This window comes from Lacinutrix sp. MEBiC02404, assembly GCF_053601575.1.
In genome coordinates, this window is record NZ_JBSHNV010000165.1 from 49,691 (window position 1) to 70,512 (window position 20,822).

Sequence of the window (20,822 nt, forward strand, 5' to 3'; positions counted from 1 at the left end):
TTCCACGGAAGTGTGGTTTGCAACTGCAACATATTTCTATTAGAATTTAAAAACAGTAAATTCTAAAACAATCGAAAGACCTACTCCATGGCTGCATTTAGAATCCGCAATACTGCGAAAGAAGACGTGATAAGAACACAGCCGTACAGAGTGGAAAAATTAGGAATTACACAAGTAGATAAATACTTTGATTCTTTTTTTGAGTATTTCCATAGCATTGCTCACAGACCATATTCATTTCAATCGGTTGATTTTATAAAAAAAGGGTATAGACGCTGTGTATGCGGATCTGATAGTATTTTATTTAAAGCAAATGAAGATGTTATAGATATAATAACAATAATAGGAAGACAAGATTTAGAGAATACGATTTAAAATACTGCAATGTAAACACGTTGTATATCTATTTGTTAGGTTTTAACGTTAAACAATCATAAAAAGCTTATTCCAAAAGCCCTACAATTTTCATAAAATGCTTTGCTTCGGCATACTCTAAGGCAGTCTTTCCTTCGTTATCTTTAATCGTTTTATCTGCTTTATGTTCTAAAAGTAACTTCACTACTTCTACTTTATCATATTGTGTTGCAAAGGACAAGGCAGTAGTTCCGTTGACATTCACTTCATTCAAATTAGCCCCGTTTTCCATTAAATATTTTACGAAAGCAACATTTCCTTTAAAACTTACGCCTATTAAAGCGGTATTTCCCGAGGCATCTTTAGCATTAATTGGTGCTTTATGTTCTACTAATATTTTTGTCGCAGCTTCATTATCAAAATACGTTGCTAAAATTAAAGGAGTAAAACCACGTTCGTCATGAACTTCAGCTAGTTTGGGGTTTGCCTCTAACAATACTTTTAAAGTATTATTATCTCTGTTTTTTATACTTTCAAATAAATTATTTATGTCTTTCATCTCATTCTTATAAATAAAAAAGGAATGCGTTTTTAAGCACACTCCTTTTCTCTTGTTATAAATTAATTCCTGTTTTTTATTTTAAATCAAAACGATTAGCGCGCATCACTTTAGTCCAAGCTGCAACAAAATCTGTTACAAATCTTTCTTTATTATCATCTTGCGCATACACTTCTGCATAAGAACGTAAAATAGAGTTAGAACCAAATACTAAATCTACACGAGTTGCAGTAAATTTAACTTCACCAGTTTTACGATTTTTAATTTCATAAATACCATTATCTACAGATTTCCATTCAAAAATCATATCGGTAAGATTTACAAAGAAATCATTAGTTAATGCACCTTCATTTTCTGTAAAAACACCATGTTTTGTCCCTCCATAATTGGTACCCATAACACGCATTCCTCCAACTAAAACCGTCATTTCTACCGCTGTTAAACCTAGTAATTGTGTTTTATCCAATAACATTTCTTCTGGACTCACTACATATTCTTTTTTCTGATAGTTTCTATAACCATCAGCAAGTGGCTCCATAGACTCAAAAGATTCGACATCGGTCATCTCTTGTGTAGCATCTCCTCTACCTGGAGCAAAAGGAACACTAATATGCATTCCTGCCTTTTTAATTGCTTTTTCTACACCAACATTACCAGCTAACACTATAGCATCTGCAACACTAATACCAAACTCATCTGCAATAGGTTCTAAAACAGCTAATACTTTGTGTAATTGCGCAGGCTCATTACCTTCCCAAGTATTTTGAGGCTCTAAACGAATACGTGCTCCATTTGATCCGCCTCTAAAATCGGATCCTCTATAGGTTCTTGCATTATCCCAAGCGGTAGACACAAGTTCTGAAACAGTTAAATCTGTACTTGCAATTTTATCTTTTACAGCATCGACATTATAATTATAATTTCCCTTTGGAATAGGATCTTGCCAAATTAAATCTTCTTGAGGGATATCTGGACCAAACCAACGGTCTTTTGGTCCCATATCACGATGTGTTAATTTAAACCAAGCACGAGCGAATGTATCAGAAAATGCATCAAAATCATTCATGAATTTTAAGGAAATTTCTCTGTAAATAGGATCCATTTTCATGGCCATATCGGCATCTGTCATCATTGGATTAAGTCTTGTTGTTAAATCCTCAACATCTACGGGCTTATCCTCTTCTTTTATACTAACCGGTTCCCATTGATCTGCGCCTGCAGGACTTTTTCTAGATTCCCATTCGTGGTTAAATAACATTTCAAAAAATCCGTTATCCCATTTTGTTGGGTGAGTTGTCCAAGCACCTTCTAAACCACTTGTTACCGTATATCTACCTTTACCAGATTTTGTTGGATTTGCCCAACCTAAACCTTGTGCATCCACATCAGCACTTTCTGGATCTGGACCTAAAATACTAGCATCTCCGTTACCGTGTGTTTTACCAACGGTATGTCCACCAGCTGTTAAAGCCACCGTTTCTTCATCATTCATTGCCATACGCTTAAATGTTTCGCGTACTTGCAATGCTGTTTTTAACGGATCTTGCTTCCCGTTTACGCCTTCTGGGTTTACGTATATTAATCCCATTTGTACTGCTGCTAATGGATTCTCCATTGTTTCTGGGCTATCCACATTACCATAACGTTCATCACTTGGTGCTAACCATTCTTTTTCGGCACCCCAATACACATCTTTTTCTGGATGCCAAATATCTTGACGACCAAATGCAAAACCGTATATTTTTAGTCCCATACTTTCGTAAGCAATAGTTCCAGCAAGAATAATTAAATCTGCCCAACTTACGGTATTACCATATTTTTTCTTAATAGGCCAAAGTAAACGTCTTGCCTTATCTAAACTAACATTATCTGGCCAAGAATTTAAAGGAGCAAAACGTTGGTTTCCTGTTCCTCCACCGCCACGTCCATCTGCTAATCTATAAGAACCTGCAGAATGCCAAGCCATTCTAATCATTAAACCGCCATAATGTCCCCAATCTGCGGGCCACCAATCTTGACTATCGGTCATAAACTCATGAAGGTCTTTTTTTAAGGCATCTACATCTAACTTCTTTAACTCTTCTTGATAATCAAAATCGGCTCCTAGTGGATTCGTTTTGGTATCCTGTTGATGTAAAATATCTAAATTTAAGGTGTTTGGCCACCAGTCTGTTACAGCTTTCTCTGTGGTAGTAATTGCTCCTTGCATAAAAGGACATTTACTAGCGTCTCCATTATTGTTATGATCCATATTTTAAAATTTTACAGTTTAATTTTTTATAAACTTACTACATAAACAAACCAAATAGCTATAAGTAAAATTGATTATTTTTATTTTCTCATAATATTTACTTATGCTTAAAATATTTAGTTAATCATTAAAATTAAAGAAAGCTACCTTCTTAAACAAAAAAAAGCCACTTCAAATTGAAGTGACTTTTCACTAACTAACCTTAATTAATCCCTAAAACTAAGATTTTGGTAATAAAACAGTATCTATTACATGAATAACGCCATTAGATTGATTAACATCTGCAATAGTAATTTTTGCTTCGTTTCCGTTTGCATCTATAATATATATGTCTTGCCCTTTTAACCAAGCCGTAATCATTCCTCCACTTACGGTTTCTATTTCCGCTTTTCCATTTCCTTTTTTAATCAACTTTAAAACATCCTTTGCATTCCATTTTCCGGCAACTACGTGATACGTTAATACGGTTTGCAATGTTTTTTTATTTTTAGTCATTAACAAAGTCTCGACGGTACCTTCTGGTAGTTTTGCAAATGCTTCGTTTGTTGGTGCAAATACAGTAAAAGGTCCTTCGCTAGTCAATACCTCTACTAATTCTGCTGCTTTTACGGCTGCTACTAAAGTGGTATGCTCTTTAGAATGCACCGCGTTTTCTATTATGTTTTTACTTGGATACATTTCTGCTCCGCCAACCATCACCGTTTTCTCTTGTTGCATTTTGTCACTATTCATTATTTTATCTTGAGAAAAACCACTAATAGAAGTGAAAATTGTTACAGTAAATAATGCAGATTTTAATAATTTTGATGTTTTCATAATTTCGTTTTTTTTTAAATTGTTATTTTCTTGTCTCTATTCTATAAACGAAGATTTACTAATGTTGGTTTTGAGTTTACAGGTGCTTTAACAAGAAATTAACGTAGCCATTAGATATAACGCCATATACAACAACATTTTGAGTGTTTTAAAAAAAATAAAAAAAGTTATCGTTGGATAGTATTAGCATTTAATTATTCTTAATTTTATATTTTAATTAAAACATATAAAAATGGCTAAAATAACATTAGGTGGTGCACCTACAGAAACATGTGGTAGTTTACCAACAGTTGGAGAAAAAGCTCCTGATTTCACATTAACAGTAAGTGATTTATCTACTAAAAAACTATCTGATTTCACAGGACATAAAGTAGTCTTAAATATATTTCCTAGTGTAGACACAGGAACTTGCGCTACTTCTGTGCGGACTTTTAATAAGGAAGCTGCAAAAATGACAAACACTAAAGTAGTGTGTATTTCTAGAGACTTACCATTTGCGCAAGCACGTTTTTGTGGTGCAGAAGGTATAGAAAACGTTAGTATGCTATCTGATTTTAAAACAGGACAGTTTGGTAAAGATTATGGTTTAGAAATTACTACTGGAGCATTTGCAGGATTACATTCCAGATGTGTAGTTGTTTTAGACGAAAATGGAATTGTTACTTATACAGAGCAAGTACAAGAAGTTGGTGATGAACCAAATTATAAAGCTGCATTAGAAGCTTTAAAATAATATATCCTAAAAAGAGGTAGCTTTAAAAGTTATATAATGACAAAAAAAGAATCTTTTCTTGTAAACAGACTTAAAAGTGTGAAATATGCTTTTAAAGGTGCCTTCTTATTAATAACTACCGAAAATAGCATTAAAGTTCAGTTTTGCATTGGTATTATTATGACCTTTCTAGGATTTTATTACGAGATTTCTTCCTCGGAATGGATTATACAAATATTATGTATTTCACTTATTCTAGCACTAGAAGGCGTAAACACAGCTATTGAAGAGATTGCAGATTTTATTCACCCGGAGCATCATACTAAAATCGGACTTATAAAAGATCTTGCAGCTGGAGCTGTTTTTATTTTCGCCATTGCAGCAGCTATCATAGGTTGTATTATATATTTTCCGAAAATTTTTTAATAGAATGCCCCAAACTTCCTATTCTTATAAACATTGTTTACAATTTTTTAGAATAAAGTTTCGTTACCATTTGTAATTTGTATTTTTGTTTTCAATCTAGACTAAAACGGTCTGAAAACATATTCAGCAAAAATTAGAAATTTAAAGATTTTCACTTTTGTGGAAAATACCTATGGCAAAAAAGAAAACGAAGACTACAAAGACTACCACCAAGAAAACTAAATCATTAAAAGCGCCAAGTTTTAAGTTGTCTAGCCAGCAAAAATTGGTTTTAGGAAGCTTATTAATAATACTTGGATTATTGCTTTTTATCGCTTTTCTATCTTTCTTTTTTACAGGAAAGGCAGACCAAAGTACTTTATCTGAGTTTGCTTCTAGAAACGTAGAAACGCAAAACTGGTTAAGTAAATCTGGCGTTTGGTTAAGCGACTTTTTTATACAACGTGGTTTTGGGATTTCTTCCTTTATATTTTCTGGCTTAATATTTCTTTCTGGTGTTTATGTTTTATTAAATCTAAAAAAAGAAAAACTAGGTAAACACTGGTTTTGGGGAACATTGATCGTTATTTGGCTATCTATCCTATTCGGTTTCTTTGCACATAAAAACGATTTACTAGGAGGTGTAATTGGTTTTGAAATCAATTCCTATTTACAAGATTATATTGGTAAAATAGGAACCGTATTGATGCTCGTTTTTGGTTTAATTACGTATTTAGCTACACGTTTTAAAATGACTGTAGATACGTTTAAAAAAGTATTCCGTAAAGCGAAAAAAGAAATTAATGAAGAGATTGAAGACTTTAAAGAAGAATTCACTCCTTTAGATAATGATTTAACTGCAGAAGCAGAAGAAATAAAAGCAGCATTTAACGTTCCTTTAGATAAAGGCGAAATAAAACTAAGCAAACCGGAAATAAAAAAAGAGGAAAAACCTTTAGTTACAACGGAAGCATTTAAAGTAGAAGTAGCACAAGAAGAAGAAATTGAGGAAGAAGAGCTAGCTATGGAAGTAGAGAAAGTTGCCGAAGAAGTTTCGGAAACCGATAATCTAGCAAACAAACTTGTAGAAGATTTTGGACAATTTGATCCCACTTTAGAACTTAGTAATTACCAATTTCCGCCTTTAGATTTATTAAAAAAATACGATAACGAAGGCATTTCTATAAACCAAGAAGAACTGGAAGGCAACAAAAATAGAATTGTTGAAACCCTAAATAATTATAAAATTGGTATTGCAAGCATAAAAGCGACTATTGGACCGACAGTTACACTTTATGAAATTGTTCCGGAAGCAGGAGTTCGTATTTCAAAAATTAAAAACTTAGAAGATGATATTGCCTTATCGCTTTCGGCTTTAGGTATTCGTATTATTGCACCAATTCCTGGAAAAGGAACTATTGGTATTGAGGTACCAAATAAAAATTCGACCATCGTTTCTATGCGATCTGTAATAGCATCTCAAAAGTTTCAGAAATCAGATATGCAATTACCAATTGCTTTTGGAAAAACCATTAGTAATGAAACTTTTGTTGTCGATCTTGCCAAAATGCCACACATGTTAATGGCTGGAGCAACAGGACAAGGAAAATCGGTAGGTTTAAATGCGGTACTTACTTCCCTCCTTTACAAAAAACATCCTGCAGAAGTGAAGTTTGTTTTGGTCGATCCTAAAAAAGTAGAGCTTACTTTATTTAATAAAATAGAACGTCATTATTTAGCAAAACTTCCAGATGAAGCAGAAGCTATTATTACCGATAATACCAAAGTAATTAATACTCTTAATTCGCTTTGTATTGAAATGGACAATCGTTATGAAATGCTTAAAAATGCATTATGTCGTAACATTGTAGAATATAACACCAAATTTAAAGCACGTAAATTAAATCCGAATGATGGTCATGCTTTTTTGCCGTATATTGTATTGGTTGTCGATGAGTTTGCCGATTTAATTATGACTGCTGGTAAAGAAGTAGAAACGCCGGTTGCTCGTTTAGCACAATTAGCTCGTGCCATTGGAATCCATTTAATTATTGCAACACAAAGACCTTCTGTCAATGTAATTACAGGAATTATTAAAGCCAATTTCCCAGCAAGAATAGCTTTTAGAGTAACGAGTAAGATAGATTCTAGAACTATTTTAGATGGCTCTGGTGCAGACCAACTTATAGGTCGTGGAGATATGCTGTACACCCAAGGAAATGAATTAGTACGTATACAATGTGCTTTTGTAGACACGCCAGAAGTGGAGAAAATAGTAGATTTTATTGGTGCGCAAAAAGCATATCCAGATGCATATTTACTGCCAGAGTATGTTGGTGAAGAAAGTGGCACAAGTCTTGATATAGATATCTCAGACAGAGACAAACTATTTCGTGAAGCTGCCGAACTTATTGTTATTGCACAACAAGGTTCTGCTTCCCTATTACAACGGAAGTTAAAATTAGGGTACAATCGTGCAGGACGTTTAATAGACCAATTAGAAGCTGCCGGAATTGTTGGCGGTTTTGAAGGTAGTAAAGCAAGACAAGTTTTAGTTCCAGATTTAGTAAGTCTCGACCAATTATTAGCAAACGAAAGTTTATAACAAACAAAAAAAAGAAGTATTTATTATGAAGAAGTTAATTTTCATATTCACCATTTTATTAAGCGCTACAAGTTTTGCACAAAATGATGCAAAAAAATTGTTAGACGAAGTTTCTCAAAAAGTAAAAAGCTATGATAATATTGCTATCGATTTTAAGTATGTACTACATAATACTGCAGAAGATATTAATCAAGAAACACGTGGTGATGTTGTTATGCAAGGCGAAAAATATAAGCTAAACATTCTTGGAATTACTAGAATTTACGACGGAAAGACACTTTACAGCATTAGTCCAGAAGACGAACAAGTAACCATTTCTAAAGAAGCGATGGATGACGAAGGTAGCATAACACCTAGTAAAATGTTATCTTTTTACGAAGATGGTTTTACATATAAAATGGACATTGTTCAAAATGTACAAGGAAGAAAAATACAGTATGTAAAATTAATTCCTATAGATTCTAATTCTGAAATAAAATCGGTACTTTTAGGAATAGATGCGCAAACAAAACACATATACAATTTAATTGAAACAGGTAAAAATGGAACAAAAACCACTTTAACCGTTAATTCTTTTAAAACTAATGAGACTATTTCGAAAACCTTATTTACCTTTGACGAAAGTAAGTTTGAAAACTACTACATAGAACAATTAGATTAAGTTAACTAAAAGAATAGCAATACATTTAAAGTGTGAAAATATTAGATCGATACATTTTAAGCACTTATCTCAAAACCTTTATCAGCGTGTTTTTAATACTCATGCTGATTTTTGTTTTACAAACCATCTGGCTCTTTATTAAAGAATTAGCAGGTAAGGATCTAGACTTAATTATAGTTTTAAAGTTCCTATTGTACTACTCACCTAAGTTAATTCCGTTAGTATTACCACTAACCATTCTACTAGCTTCCATTATGGTATTTGGTAATTTTGCCGAAAACTATGAGTTTGCCGCTATGAAATCTACTGGTATTTCATTACAACGCGCCATGACTGGTTTAGGTATATTTATTGGCATACTTGGTATTACCACTTTCTTTTTTAGTAATAGTGTGATACCTTGGGGAGAATACAACTCTTATAACTTACGTAATAACATTAAGAAATTAAAACCTGCAATGGCTATTGCCGAAGGACAATTTAATGATGTTGGAGATATTAATATTAAGGTTGAAGAAAAAAGCGGTATCAACGGAAAAGATCTTAAAGGTGTTGTTATACATAAAAAAAGTAGCACTTCAGGAGGTAATAAAAATCATATCACTATTATTTCTAAAACAGGAGAGCTTATAGGTAACGACAAGTCTAGTGTTTTACAATTAATATTACACGATGGTTATTTTTATGATGACACACCCCCAAAAAGCTTTAAGGAAAGAGAAAAAAATCCTTTAGTAAAGACTTCTTTTAAAAAATACACGGTCAACATTGACTTATCTCAAGAAAACAGTCAGGATTTAGATGAAAAAAATATTTCAGATAAATACAGCATGCTTAATATAAGGGATCTAAACTACACTATAGACTCCCTTACTATTGAAAACAAAAAAGAATACGATGCTTTTTCCGACAACCTATACCTAAGATCACAAATTGCATCCTTAGATAATGGTTTAAATATCAAACAAGATTCTACCTTTAATGGCGATATTTTAAGCTTGTATGATACTAAAAAGAAATTGCAACTAGTAGATTTAGCATTAAATACGACGAATAGCACCAAACAAATAATCATCTCCAAAGAAAATTTTTTAAAGGGAAAAAAAACAAATTACAACAAACATATAGTAGCTTTTCATGAAAAATTTGCCCTAGGATTTGCTTGTATTATCCTATTTTTTGTTGGTGCTCCACTTGGTGCATTAATTAGAAAAGGAGGAATTGGTTTACCTATGGTAATTGCAATTCTATTATTTTTAACCTACCATTTTATTGGTATTTTTGCAAAAAACAGTGCAAATGATGGTAGCATAAACCCTGTATTAGCACCTTGGATTTCTACAATTATCATGTTTCCTTTAGGAGTCTTCCTAACTAGAAGAGCAACAGCAGATAGAGGTTTATTTGAGTTTGACCATATTATTGAACCAATAAAAAAACTCTTTAAAATTAAATCCGCTTCTCAAGAAGAAGAAATTACCACTACAGAAGATAGCTTAATTACACCAGAAGACACCGATACCTTAAAATCTATTTTTAAAGATTATCGTTTTCATTCTAAAACGGCATTAACATTCTATATCTCAGGATTCCTCTTAATTATATTATTCCTTGTATTTAAAAACAATAAACTTCCTAATTTTGCTTCAGCAGCTTTACAACTAAGTATTGTTTCTTTTGTAATATTACTTATTTACTATATAAAATTGTTTTTAAACATGCATGCGATGTATGCCTTAATAAAGGAAAAAACAAACGCAAAGAATCCAATAACACTTCTTTTGGGTTATGTTATTTATCCGTTGACTCATTTTTTAAGACGAAATAAAATTAGTGAAGACTTTTCTAATACATTAAAATAAGAATACCTTTGTAACATGATAACACCAACAAAAGAAAGCAATAAGAAAGAGTACACTCTAGATACTATTGAAGCAGCCATAGCCGATATTAAAAACGGTAAAGTTATTATTGTTGTGGATGATGAAGACAGAGAAAACGAAGGCGATTTTATAGCTGCCGCAGAGAAAGTAACTCCAGAGATGATCAATTTTATGGCTACGCATGGTCGTGGATTAATTTGCGCACCACTAACCGAAGATCGCTGTGAAGAATTACATTTGGATTTGATGGTACAAAACAATACAGTTTTACACCATACACCATTTACAGTATCTGTAGATTTAATAGGACATGGTTGTACTACTGGAATTTCAGTACACGACAGATCTAAAACAATTGAGTTCTTAGTAAAAGAAGACACCAAACCGCAAGATTTAGGCCGTCCAGGACATATTTTCCCTTTACGTGCCAAAAACGGAGGTGTTTTACGCAGAACTGGACACACCGAAGCTTCTGTAGATTTAGCACGTTTAGCTGGTTTAAAACCTGCTGGAATTTTAGTGGAAATTTTAAATGAAGACGGAACCATGGCACGTTTACCACAACTGCTAAAAGTTGCTAAGAAATTCGACTTAAAAATTATTTCTATTGAAGACCTTGTTGCTTACCGCATGGAGCACGATTCGTTAATAGAGAAAAAAGAAGATTTTAATATTGAAACACGATTTGGAAATTTCCGTTTAAGAGCATATCATCAAACGACAAATGATCAGATTCATATTGCACTAACCAAAGGTACATGGTCTGCAAACGAAACGGTTTTAACACGTGTAAACTCTACACTTGTTAACAATGACATTCTTGGTACATTAACCAATAATGCAGATAAAAAATTAGACGACATGTTCAAAGTGATTAGCGATGCTGGAAAAGGTGCCGTTATTTTCATCAATCAGCAATCCCAATCGATGAATCTTTTAAAAAGATTAAGTATTTTAAAAGAAACACAAACAGAAGGTCAAGTAATAAAAGCTCCTAGTATTGAAATGGATTCTAAAGATTTCGGTATTGGCGCACAAATTCTACACGATTTAAATATTCATAAACTAAAATTAATCTCGAACACCCAGCAAACCAAACGTGTTGGTATGATTGGTTACGGATTAGAGATTGTAGAATATGTAGGGTATTAAGCATATTAATTACAACATATATTTTAAGTAAAAGAATAGGGGAACTATTCTAGCGTAAGCTAAAACAGTTCCCCTATCCATATTGATTAATAGCCTTTTAATATCTTATTTATTAATATTTTAAGCTGTTGGTTTACTGTCTTACCCATTTCTGAATATTACCAGAACCACTATAGTTCACAGAAATCCTTAAGGTATCTGCTACACCTAGCTCCATAGAAGCTGGATAATAATTATAATCGCTACCAAGTTCTTCATATATAAAACTATTTGCGTCTAAAGCATATACTTCTTTCCATTTGATATCTCCTAGATTAAATTCCGATAAAGAAGCATCCGTAATGGTTCCTGTATCTTCGACGACATCTACCACAACGCCGTTATTTGTTGGATTATTACCTCCTACGCGAATCCAACTGCCTTGTAATTCCGCTAGAAAAACACTTTGTGGTGTAAAATTAGCTTCGCGAACCCATTTTTGAATGTTTCCTGCACCAGAATGATTTACATCTATACGCAGTGTATCATCTACACCATATTTTATGGTTGCCGGATAGTAGTTATAATCACTTCCTAATTCTTGATGTGTATACTCTCCAGAGCCTAGCCCGAACATGTCTTTCCATTTCACATCTCCTGCTAAAAAGCCAGATTGTTGTGGATCGGTTACTTTCCCTATATTGTTTTGAACATTAACTTTTAATCCATTATTAGTTGGATTATTACCACCAACTCGCACCCAATTGCCTTGCAAGGCATCTAATGAAGTGGATTGCTGTTGTGGATCGTCATCATTGTTTTCAATAGAATCGATACTACAGGACACAGACACCATGGTAAGTATCGTTAGAAGTAAAAGGGATAGATTATTTTTTTTTAATAATTTCATGATTAATACGATTTAAATGTTTTCCTTTTTATGTTTCCAATTTTAGAAAGGTTAACATTTTGTATAAAGCACGTAAATCGGTGGGAGAAAATTATGGTATGGTATTACTAATCCGCATAAAAAAAGACCGTTAAAATAATTTAACGATCTTTATATAATCCAATGTTTAGTATCTTTTAAACTAACGCTTTTTTTATAGACGAAACCATTTTTTCTGCCCGTAGTTTTACTTCTTCTTCTGTCCATGATAATTTTATGAGACAAGAAATATTTCTTCCTATATAATGGTCACTTTGTGGGAATGTTTTTTTACTTAATACCGCTAAAGAATCTTTAATTTCTTGAGATAAAGGAAACAAAGATTTAGCATCTTTTAAATGGTTCCATTTTCTAACATAGTGCCAATTGTTATCGAAATAATTCCAACATACATCCACTCCACTTTCTTTAAAGCCATCTATTGTTTTTCTTGCCGTTTCCAAATCTGGCAGAAAGAAATTTAAAAAAGCGTAACTCTCCTTTCCTCCTTCTGGCACCGTTCTAAATGTTACTTCCGGTATTTGAGATAAGGCATCTCTTAAAATAGTATAGTGCTTCTCCTGAACTTCTAAAAACTCAGGTAAACGTTGTATTTGCGCTAATCCTACTGCTGCATGCAATTCTGAAATCCTAAAATTATAACCTAAAAAAGGATGTGATTCTGCGCCTCTATCACTACCAATATGATCGTGACCATGATCGCTAAAACGGTCTGCATTAGTATAGTAATCTTTATTATTTGTAATTAGAGCTCCACCTTCTCCACAGGTAACTGTTTTAACAAAATCGAAAGAAAAGCAACCTAAATCACCAATACTTCCTAATGGTTTATTATTATATCGTCCGCCAATTGCTTGACAAGCATCTTCCACTAAAAGTAAATTATGTTTATTACAAACCTGTACTAAGTCGTTCATATTAGCCATACTACCGCACATTTGCACAACCATAACCGCTTTCGTTTTTGGTGTAATTGCAGCTTCCACCGCTTTAGCGTCTAAACCTAAAGTATCATCAATATCTACTAAAACAGGAATTGCACCAAGTAATAATATAGCTTCAAAACTAGCAACAAAGGTAAATGTTGGCATAATAACCTCATCTCCTGCTCCAACACCAGCGCTTGCTAATGCCACAGAAACTGCTGAAGTACCATTAGATACTAATTGAACATAATCACACTCTAATGTTTTTTCTAATTCCTTTTCTAAAGCTTTAGCTTTCCAATGTCCATTTCGCATACCATCAAAACCATAGCGCATAAGCACTCCGTTTTCTAGTACATCATTTACTTCTTTACGTTCTTTATCTCCAAAAAGTTCAAATCCAGGCATAATTTAATATAATTGTTGTTACAAATTTACGTTTAATATACGCAATAAAAAAGGCGTCAAAACCTTTAATTATGACGCCTTTTTTAAAATGTAATTTCTTTAATAATTCTCTAAAACAGAATCCACAAAAGCATCGTGTCTATCGGTTTCACGTAAAAAGGTATACCCTGAAAGTTCACCAATAACACTACCTTTTCCATTAAGGGCAACAATATTTGGATAACCACCGTTTTTATTATATTTATGTACAAGTGCTATATTTTTTTCCTTTTGTTCTGGAGAAATAATATCTATTCTTCTTGGCATATCTACCATTAATAAAACCATGTTTTTTGCTTTTTCTTCAAACTCTGGGGTATTGAAAAAATCTTGTTTTAGCATTTTACATGGAGGACACCAGTCACTACCGGTAAAATAGACTAAAATTGGTTTCTTTTCTTTTGTCGAAATAGATTTTGCTTGATTAATATCTGTTAACCAATTAAGGTTAGAAACTTCTTCTTCTTGAGCAAAAACGCTACTTATTAAAGTGAAAGCGAGTACTAAAACTAGGTGTTTCATTTTTTGAAATGTATTGCGGGTTTTACAAATGTAAATATTTTTTTAATAGAACAACAATCCTGCCAGTTTATTATTAATGCATAATTACAGTTTCTGAAACGTCTTTCCTTACCTTTTTAAACGCCGCAAACATATCGTCTTTAGCTCTATAACCAATTGGCATTATTAATACCGATTTCAAGTTTTTCGTTTTTAAATCAAGAACCTCATCATACTTTTCAGGATTAAAACCTTCCATCGGACAAGAATCTATTCCTTGGGTTGCACAAACGGTTAGCATGTTTCCCATAGCAAGATATGCTTGTTTGGTTGCCCATTCTTCAATAGCTTCTTGTTCTTTTTTAGAAAAGTCATCGATTAAAAAATCACGAAACGGATTTAAAATAGCGTCTGGCGTATCGCGTATTGTCTTAATTCTATTAAAATAATTTAATATGAATTCTTTATCAATATTCGTTTCGATACAAAACACCAATATTTGTGATGCTTGTGCTACTTGCTGCTGATGCATAGAATGTTCTACCAAATCTGCCTGCAATTTTTTATCTTGAATAACCACCAACTTTATTGGTTGTAAGCCATAAGATGTTGCTGTTAGATTAAAGGCATCACAGAGTATTTGTAACGCTTCTTTATTAACGAGCAGCTCTTGATTGAAGGATTTTGTAGCATATCGCCAAGATAAATGATCAATTATATTCATTCTAATAACATATTTTGGCAAAAATACTATTTGTAATGACTTAATAACCAAGTTCTGCAAAAACTTATTGGAAGAAGAATAAAAAAAAAGTAATAAAAACTCGTATTTTAATTGGTAACTACTAAAAAGGATTATATATTTGCACTCGCATTTGGAGAATATCCAATGAGGCACTCAAGGAGAATTGGCAGAGTGGTCGAATGCGGCAGTCTTGAAAACTGTTGAGGGTCACACCTCCGGGGGTTCGAATCCCTCATTCTCCGCAAAAGGAAAACCATAACGAAAGTTATGGTTTTTTTGTTTTATGAAAAATGTGACTTTTACTTTGGTATTTTGTGTAAAACAAAAAATACAAATCAAGTTTTTTTTGATTTGGTTTTCTATGCTTGTATTGGATAACCATTATGGGATATGCAATCCTCATTCACTGCAAAAAGTCCTATAAACGCATTGTTTATAGGGCTTTTTTTTAGGCGTCCATATAGGTATCAGAAGTCACTTTTTTACCGAAAAATTATGATTGAGGTATTTTATATCAAAAAACTCTTTATCCTTTTCATCTCCATAACGAAATAGTATAGACTTTGTTAAAAAATGGGGTGATTCCCATGTTTTAATAATTGGATACTAGTGATTTATTATTTCCGTTTTGCGAATACGACAACACAACATGCAAAATCTATTTTCACAGTATTTGTCATATAATTTGCCTTCTGCTGTATTTATCTTTGGTTGGCAATGTTAGGTATTCTAAAAAGCTTTTTCTAAATCTAGCGTTTCATTTTCTTTTGCTAACTCAATTCAATTAATCATCATAGACTGTGTAATTGTTTTTCGTTTCACTCTTCCCTGCAAAGTATCTATTTTGCTGAAGTCTGAGCCTTTTACATTAACAATTACATGTTTTTGTATCGCTTTGTTTGTCTCGTTACCTGCTAATGTATTAAAAGGTATTATTAAGTAAAGTGGACATATAAAACTATAGGAGTTTGTTTAATATTTATAAAAAAATCTTTTAATTTAGATTTTAGAATATATTAGAAACACTTAATATTTATTAAAGAAAAACGCCCATAATCTTACGGTTATAGAAATAAAATTAAAAACTGTAGTCCTAAAATTTAACAATAAAGAACAGATGTATTAATCTTTCACAAAGTCTTTTATCTCATTTTTAATAGAGATAAAATGATTTTTTAGCCCAATAAAATCATTTTCTTGAATACATTTTTTATTTAATAATGAACTCCCCATTCCTACTCCAACCACACCAGCCTCAAAGAAGGCTTTTATATTCTCTTTTGAAACTCCTCCTGTTGGCAATAATTTTATTGAATTTAAAGGCGCTAAAACATCTTTTACGTATTGAGTACCTAATTGTGTGGCTGGGAAAATTTTCACTGCAGAAGCTCCTAATGCCCATGCTCTATAAATTTCAGTAGGTGAATAAGCACCAGGAAAAACAGGAATCCCCTTGGAAACACATGCTTTTATAACTTCTTCGTTAATAATTGGCGTGACAATAAATTGAGAACCTGCGCATAAAGCCTTATTTAAATCGTCCATATTACAAACCGTTCCCGCACCTACATTAAGATTTGGATATTCTGTTGTCAAATATTCAATTATTTCTGATACACCTTTGGTATTCATTGTAATTTCTATGGTGTGTAATCCTGCAGCTAAATAAGCTTCAACTATTTTTTTAACCATTTCAGTTGGTAGTCCTCTAACTATTCCAACAATTGGTGCTTTGTTATATAATTCCCAAGAAAAAGAAGTATTAATCATATTGTTTTAATATTTTTTGTTGTCCAATTAACATGGCTTTGTTTACAATTTCATTTTCGAAAAGCACATATTTGTTTTCACCTATTATTTCATTTAAGGCTAATCTATACAAGTTAGCCAATGGAAAATGACAAGCAACCAATACTTTTTTTGATTCATTTTTTAAATATGAAAGTTCGTCTCCAATGAGTAATCCACTTAAAAAATAGTAATTTTCCTCCTTGGTTATAGTGTTAAATAAATCTTTAGCTCTAATAGAAAATAAACGCTCTGTTAATTTTCCTTGCGAACCAAGTTTAACACCTTCCAAAAAAGTGGTTTCCATAATTTCGCCTTTATCTACTTTAATAATAGAATTTAATAAAATACTTTTTTGAGAAAGAATTTCAAAAAGCTCGCCAGTCATATAGTTTTTAAGTGCTGTAAAATAACCTTTACTGTAAGTTATGTGTTTACTGTGCGTTCCAGGTAAAACTAAAATAGCTTCTTTATATGGTTTAATATGCTCTTCTAATCCAATGGCCTGGGTTTCTTCTCCACGCATCATGCCTTGATTATTTTTAACTCCTGAAATGAGTAAAATCTCTAAGCCATAATTTAATTGCAGTTTTTTTGATACAAATTTTTCTCCATTACCACCAAAAGGAATCTCGGCATAATCCATAGCATATAATCCTATATTAGAAGTTACCATACCGGCAGAAACTATTAAACAGTTTTGATATTGTTTTGGAAATACTTGAATTTGACTTAAAAGATAATCTGAAAAAAAATCTTTTTGACTAAGTTCATCTTGTTTTAAAAATTCTTTGTGTAAAAACTTAATACCTTTTTCTGTACCATGTTCTTGAATAATCTCTAAAGACTCCCCTTTAACTAAAGTTAATCTAAAATTACTTGTTCCCCAATCGCAACTAATAAAATATTTTGGTACGTTCATTATTTAATATTCTAGGCAAATTTAATGATGTTTACTTTCTTTGTAAGGAAACAGGTGTTGTGTTTCGTTTTTTTTATAATCGGAAATACATTTGGTATAATATTACCATTCCGCAAAACTTCCGTCTTCGTGCCTCCAAATTGGGTTAGACCAATCGTGTCCTATTTTTTGAGCTTCACGTAACTTAGCTTCATCTATTTCTACACCTAAACCTGGTTTTTTTAACAATTCTATATAACCGTCTTTAACGTCAAACACTTCTGGATTAGACATATAATCTAAGATATCATAGCCTTTGTTATAGTGAATACCAATACTGCTTTCTTGAATAATTGCATTTGCAGATACAAAATCCACATGTAAGCAAGACGCTAATGCAACTGGACCAAGAGGACAATGTGGTGCCAAAGTAATATCATAAGCTTCCGCCATAGTAGCAATACGTCTAACTTCTGAAATACCACCTGCATGACTTAAGTCTGGTTGAATAATATCTACAACGCCTTGGTGTAATATGTCTTTGAAATCCCATCTTGAAAACATACGTTCTCCTGTAGCAATAGGTATGCTAGTGTAGCCATATATGTGTTTTAAAGCATCATTGTTTTCAGTTAAAACAGGCTCTTCAATAAACATAGGCTCGTAAGGTGCTAACTCGTCTATCAATCGTTTTACCATTGGTTTATGAACTCTACCATGAAAGTCTAAACCGATATCTAAATCGTAACCAAATTCTTCTCGTAATAGTTTTATGTTGTGCGCAACTTTTTTAACATCTTTTATAGAAGACACCCATTCCATGGCCCCTGTAGCATTCATTTTTACTGCTTTAAAACCATCTTTTACTTTTTGATGTGCTTGTTCTAAAACGACGTCTGGATTATCTCCACCAATCCAACAATACATTTTCATTTTATTGCGAACAGCTCCTCCTAAAAGTTCATGAACAGGCACATTTAAATGTTTCCCTTTTATGTCCCATAAAGCTTGGTCAATACCTGAAATAGCACTCATTAAAATGGCACCACCTCTATAAAATCCGCCACGATATAAAACTTGCCAGATATCTTCTATTTTACTTGCATCACGACCAATTAAGAATTTTTCTAATTCTTTTACACAAGCGGCTACTGAATCTGCTTTTCCTTCAACAACTGGTTCTCCCCAACCTATAATACCAGATTGAGTCGTTATTTTAAGAAATAACCAACGTGGTGGTACTTTGAATAATTCTATTTTTACAATTTTTAAATCGCTCATTTGATTTTATTTTTAAAAGTAAATTTTCTTCATTTATCCTATTAGGTCAAAGGTTAAATATCATAAACAAAAATAAGTTTCTTAGAGTAATCTATTTGTAGCTATGAGTAAATTAATGGTTTTTAAATTTATTATCTAAGAATTATTGTTTTCTATAATGAACGGTAAAGAATTCCAATATATGTATATTTTTTACTGAGAAAAACATTTAAATGACTCTAAAATACAAAGTGACAATAGAATATTCAGAAGTTTACATAACTAAAATTATTCATATTTATGAAAACAGTAATGATACTTGGAGGAAACAGAGGAGTAGGAAAAGAGATCCTTAAAGCCTGTTTAAAAAAAGGCTACAATGTTGCTTTTTGTAGCAGAAATCCAGATGAAGCTAATAAACTTATTCAATCTTTAGAAGCGGAAGATAAACTCTATTTTCATAAAGTAGATTTGAATTCTACTAATGAATTAGAAAATTTTGTAATTCAAACTAAAAAAAGATTTGGAAGTATAGACGCATTAGTTTTATATTCTGGAATAACACCCCAAGCTTCTTTATTAGAAACTAAAGAAGATGTTTATGACAGTGTTTTTAACATCAACCTTAAAGCACCATATTTTTTAATTAAACACGTTTTAAAATCTATGGTAGAACTTAAAACAGGTTCTATTATATTTTTTGGTTCTGCTCATATGGATTATGGTGAAAAAGACAGAACTGCTTATGCACTTACCAAAGGAACGCTTTACACGCTTTCAAGACATATTGCACATCATTATGCAGAATATGGAATTCGATCGAATTATGTTGTAATGGGTTGGACACATACTGAAGGAGAATTAGAATTAAGAAAAGGAGAAGGAATAAGTGCAGAAGAATTAAAAAAGGAAGCTGCAGATGTTATACCAATGGGACGTATGTTAAGTCCTAAAGACCCCGTACCAGCAGTAATGTACTTAATTTCTGATGATTCTGCAATGACAACAGGTTCTAAAATAAGAATAACAGCAGGTCAATATATATAACTAACTTTTTTTTATGGTTCCTACTTTAATTTTTCATTCTAATTCAGAGCTTTTGGAAGGCCCTGTTTATGATAACGAAAACAATCTTCTTTATTTTGTATCCATATTAGATTGTTTAGTTTATTGTTATAACCCAATAACTAAAGAGATTCTAAGCGTAAAACTGGATTCGCCCGTTAGTTGTATTTTTTTCAAAGCAAAAAAAGTAATTCTAGTGTCTTCTAAAAATGGTTTTTTTGAAATTGATTTTAATACATTACAAAAAAAGTTCGCTTTTCAAATTGATATAGATAACTTGGTAAGATACAATGATGGCATCCAAGATGCAATCGGAAGAATTATCATTGGAACGATGGGATATCCTGAAGTTAAAGATGGTGTAGGAAATGTTTACTCATATTATAAAGGTGAATATAAAACCATTATCAAAAACACTACTATTTCTAACGGATTAGCTTTTTCAGAAAACAATAAGTTTCTTTACTTTATTGATACACCAACAAAAAAAGTAGCAAAATATGCTTATGATTTAGAAACTGGCAACGTCAAATTTATAGCGTACGTTGTAGAATTGAAAGGTGACGGGTTTCCTGATGGCATGTGTATTAATAAAGATGGTATGCTATGGATTGCAGAATGGGGAGGTGGATGTATATCTAAATGGAATCCAATAACTGGAGAAAAGATAGACTCCATGAAATTACCATGTGACAATGTTACATCATGTTGCTTCGATAATAAATCTAACTTATATATAACAACTGCTAAAAATGATTCTAGTAAAGAAAACTATGGAGGTGCATTGTTTTATATCCAATTAAGTGACAATTAAACATAAAAACATTCAAAAATTATTTTTAACACCCATGCAAGCTAACTTA

At 32.3% G+C, this 20,822-nt stretch carries 19 protein-coding genes and 1 tRNA gene; 10 read left to right on the forward strand and 10 right to left on the reverse strand.

Going from position 1 to position 20,822, the window contains the following annotated elements:
- Positions 1–87: 87 nt before the first annotated feature.
- The gene (locus tag ACVCXO_RS08130) at positions 88–375 is read left to right on the forward strand and encodes a type II toxin-antitoxin system RelE/ParE family toxin (protein ID WP_452229100.1); all 288 of its coding nucleotides are present in this window, start codon (positions 88–90) and stop codon (positions 373–375) included.
- Positions 376–442: 67 nt separating this feature from the next.
- Here the strand turns inward: ACVCXO_RS08130 and ACVCXO_RS08135 are convergent, their stop codons facing one another.
- The 3 genes from ACVCXO_RS08135 to ACVCXO_RS08145 form a co-directional block, all read right to left on the reverse strand.
- A complete protein-coding gene (locus tag ACVCXO_RS08135; RefSeq protein WP_452229101.1) occupies positions 443–913 on the reverse strand; it encodes an ankyrin repeat domain-containing protein in 471 nt (156 codons plus the stop codon).
- A gap of 76 nt (positions 914–989) precedes the next feature.
- Positions 990–3,164, reverse strand: a complete 2,175-nt coding sequence (gene katG, locus ACVCXO_RS08140; RefSeq protein WP_452229102.1) for a catalase/peroxidase HPI — start codon at positions 3,162–3,164, stop codon at positions 990–992.
- A 219-nt stretch (positions 3,165–3,383) separates the two neighbouring features.
- Positions 3,384–3,980 carry a fasciclin domain-containing protein gene (locus tag ACVCXO_RS08145; RefSeq protein ID WP_452229103.1) on the reverse strand — a complete coding sequence of 199 codons (597 nt, stop codon included), beginning with the start codon at positions 3,978–3,980 and terminating at the stop codon, positions 3,384–3,386.
- A 232-nt stretch (positions 3,981–4,212) separates the two neighbouring features.
- Between ACVCXO_RS08145 and tpx the strand changes: the two genes are divergently transcribed.
- The 6 genes from tpx to ribB all read left to right on the forward strand — a co-directional run bounded on the left by tpx (position 4,213) and on the right by ribB (position 11,398).
- On the forward strand, positions 4,213–4,713 hold the full coding sequence (gene tpx / locus ACVCXO_RS08150; RefSeq protein WP_452229104.1) for a thiol peroxidase: 501 nt from the start codon (positions 4,213–4,215) through the stop codon (positions 4,711–4,713).
- Positions 4,714–4,749: 36 nt separating this feature from the next.
- Complete coding sequence (locus tag ACVCXO_RS08155; RefSeq protein WP_452229105.1) at positions 4,750–5,118, forward strand: diacylglycerol kinase family protein; 369 nt, start codon at positions 4,750–4,752, stop codon at positions 5,116–5,118.
- 172 nt (positions 5,119–5,290) lie between these two features.
- Positions 5,291–7,702 (forward strand): DNA translocase FtsK 4TM domain-containing protein, encoded by a 2,412-nt coding sequence (locus ACVCXO_RS08160; RefSeq protein WP_452229106.1) that lies wholly within the window; start codon positions 5,291–5,293, stop codon positions 7,700–7,702.
- 25 nt (positions 7,703–7,727) lie between these two features.
- Positions 7,728–8,363 (forward strand): LolA family protein, encoded by a 636-nt coding sequence (locus ACVCXO_RS08165; protein WP_452229107.1) that lies wholly within the window; start codon positions 7,728–7,730, stop codon positions 8,361–8,363.
- Between the two features lie 32 nt (positions 8,364–8,395).
- Entirely contained in the window at positions 8,396–10,225 is a 1,830-nt protein-coding gene (locus tag ACVCXO_RS08170) for an LptF/LptG family permease (RefSeq protein ID WP_452229108.1), read from the forward strand.
- 15 nt (positions 10,226–10,240) lie between these two features.
- A complete protein-coding gene (ribB, locus tag ACVCXO_RS08175) occupies positions 10,241–11,398 on the forward strand; it encodes a 3,4-dihydroxy-2-butanone-4-phosphate synthase (protein ID WP_452229109.1) in 1,158 nt (385 codons plus the stop codon).
- Positions 11,399–11,531: 133 nt separating this feature from the next.
- On the opposite strand, the gene ACVCXO_RS08180 is transcribed toward ribB, so the two are convergent.
- From ACVCXO_RS08180 to ACVCXO_RS08195, 4 genes are all read right to left on the reverse strand, one after another.
- Complete coding sequence (locus ACVCXO_RS08180) at positions 11,532–12,287, reverse strand: hypothetical protein (RefSeq protein ID WP_452229110.1); 756 nt, start codon at positions 12,285–12,287, stop codon at positions 11,532–11,534.
- A 176-nt stretch (positions 12,288–12,463) separates the two neighbouring features.
- Positions 12,464–13,660, reverse strand: a complete 1,197-nt coding sequence (locus tag ACVCXO_RS08185; protein ID WP_452229111.1) for a DegT/DnrJ/EryC1/StrS family aminotransferase — start codon at positions 13,658–13,660, stop codon at positions 12,464–12,466.
- Between the two features lie 99 nt (positions 13,661–13,759).
- On the reverse strand, positions 13,760–14,221 hold the full coding sequence (locus tag ACVCXO_RS08190; RefSeq protein ID WP_452229112.1) for a thioredoxin family protein: 462 nt from the start codon (positions 14,219–14,221) through the stop codon (positions 13,760–13,762).
- A gap of 73 nt (positions 14,222–14,294) precedes the next feature.
- Positions 14,295–14,924, reverse strand: a complete 630-nt coding sequence (locus ACVCXO_RS08195) for a nitroreductase family protein (RefSeq protein WP_452229113.1) — start codon at positions 14,922–14,924, stop codon at positions 14,295–14,297.
- Between the two features lie 178 nt (positions 14,925–15,102).
- Between ACVCXO_RS08195 and ACVCXO_RS08200 the strand changes: the two genes are divergently transcribed.
- Positions 15,103–15,187, forward strand: a tRNA-Ser gene (locus ACVCXO_RS08200).
- Between the two features lie 880 nt (positions 15,188–16,067).
- On the opposite strand, the gene ACVCXO_RS08205 is transcribed toward ACVCXO_RS08200, so the two are convergent.
- The 3 genes from ACVCXO_RS08205 to dgoD all read right to left on the reverse strand — a co-directional run bounded on the left by ACVCXO_RS08205 (position 16,068) and on the right by dgoD (position 18,915).
- On the reverse strand, positions 16,068–16,715 hold the full coding sequence (locus ACVCXO_RS08205) for a bifunctional 4-hydroxy-2-oxoglutarate aldolase/2-dehydro-3-deoxy-phosphogluconate aldolase (RefSeq protein ID WP_452229114.1): 648 nt from the start codon (positions 16,713–16,715) through the stop codon (positions 16,068–16,070).
- Positions 16,708–17,655: a 2-dehydro-3-deoxygalactonokinase gene (locus ACVCXO_RS08210; protein ID WP_452229115.1), complete on the reverse strand. Its 948-nt coding sequence runs from the start codon at positions 17,653–17,655 to the stop codon at positions 16,708–16,710. The genes ACVCXO_RS08205 and ACVCXO_RS08210 overlap by 8 nt, the downstream gene beginning before the upstream one ends.
- A gap of 102 nt (positions 17,656–17,757) precedes the next feature.
- Complete coding sequence (dgoD, locus tag ACVCXO_RS08215) at positions 17,758–18,915, reverse strand: galactonate dehydratase (RefSeq protein ID WP_452229116.1); 1,158 nt, start codon at positions 18,913–18,915, stop codon at positions 17,758–17,760.
- A 279-nt stretch (positions 18,916–19,194) separates the two neighbouring features.
- Between dgoD and ACVCXO_RS08220 the strand changes: the two genes are divergently transcribed.
- Positions 19,195–19,941 (forward strand): SDR family NAD(P)-dependent oxidoreductase, encoded by a 747-nt coding sequence (locus tag ACVCXO_RS08220; protein ID WP_452229117.1) that lies wholly within the window; start codon positions 19,195–19,197, stop codon positions 19,939–19,941.
- Positions 19,942–19,954: 13 nt separating this feature from the next.
- A complete protein-coding gene (locus ACVCXO_RS08225) occupies positions 19,955–20,773 on the forward strand; it encodes an SMP-30/gluconolactonase/LRE family protein (RefSeq protein WP_452229118.1) in 819 nt (272 codons plus the stop codon).
- Positions 20,774–20,822: the final 49 nt, after the last annotated feature.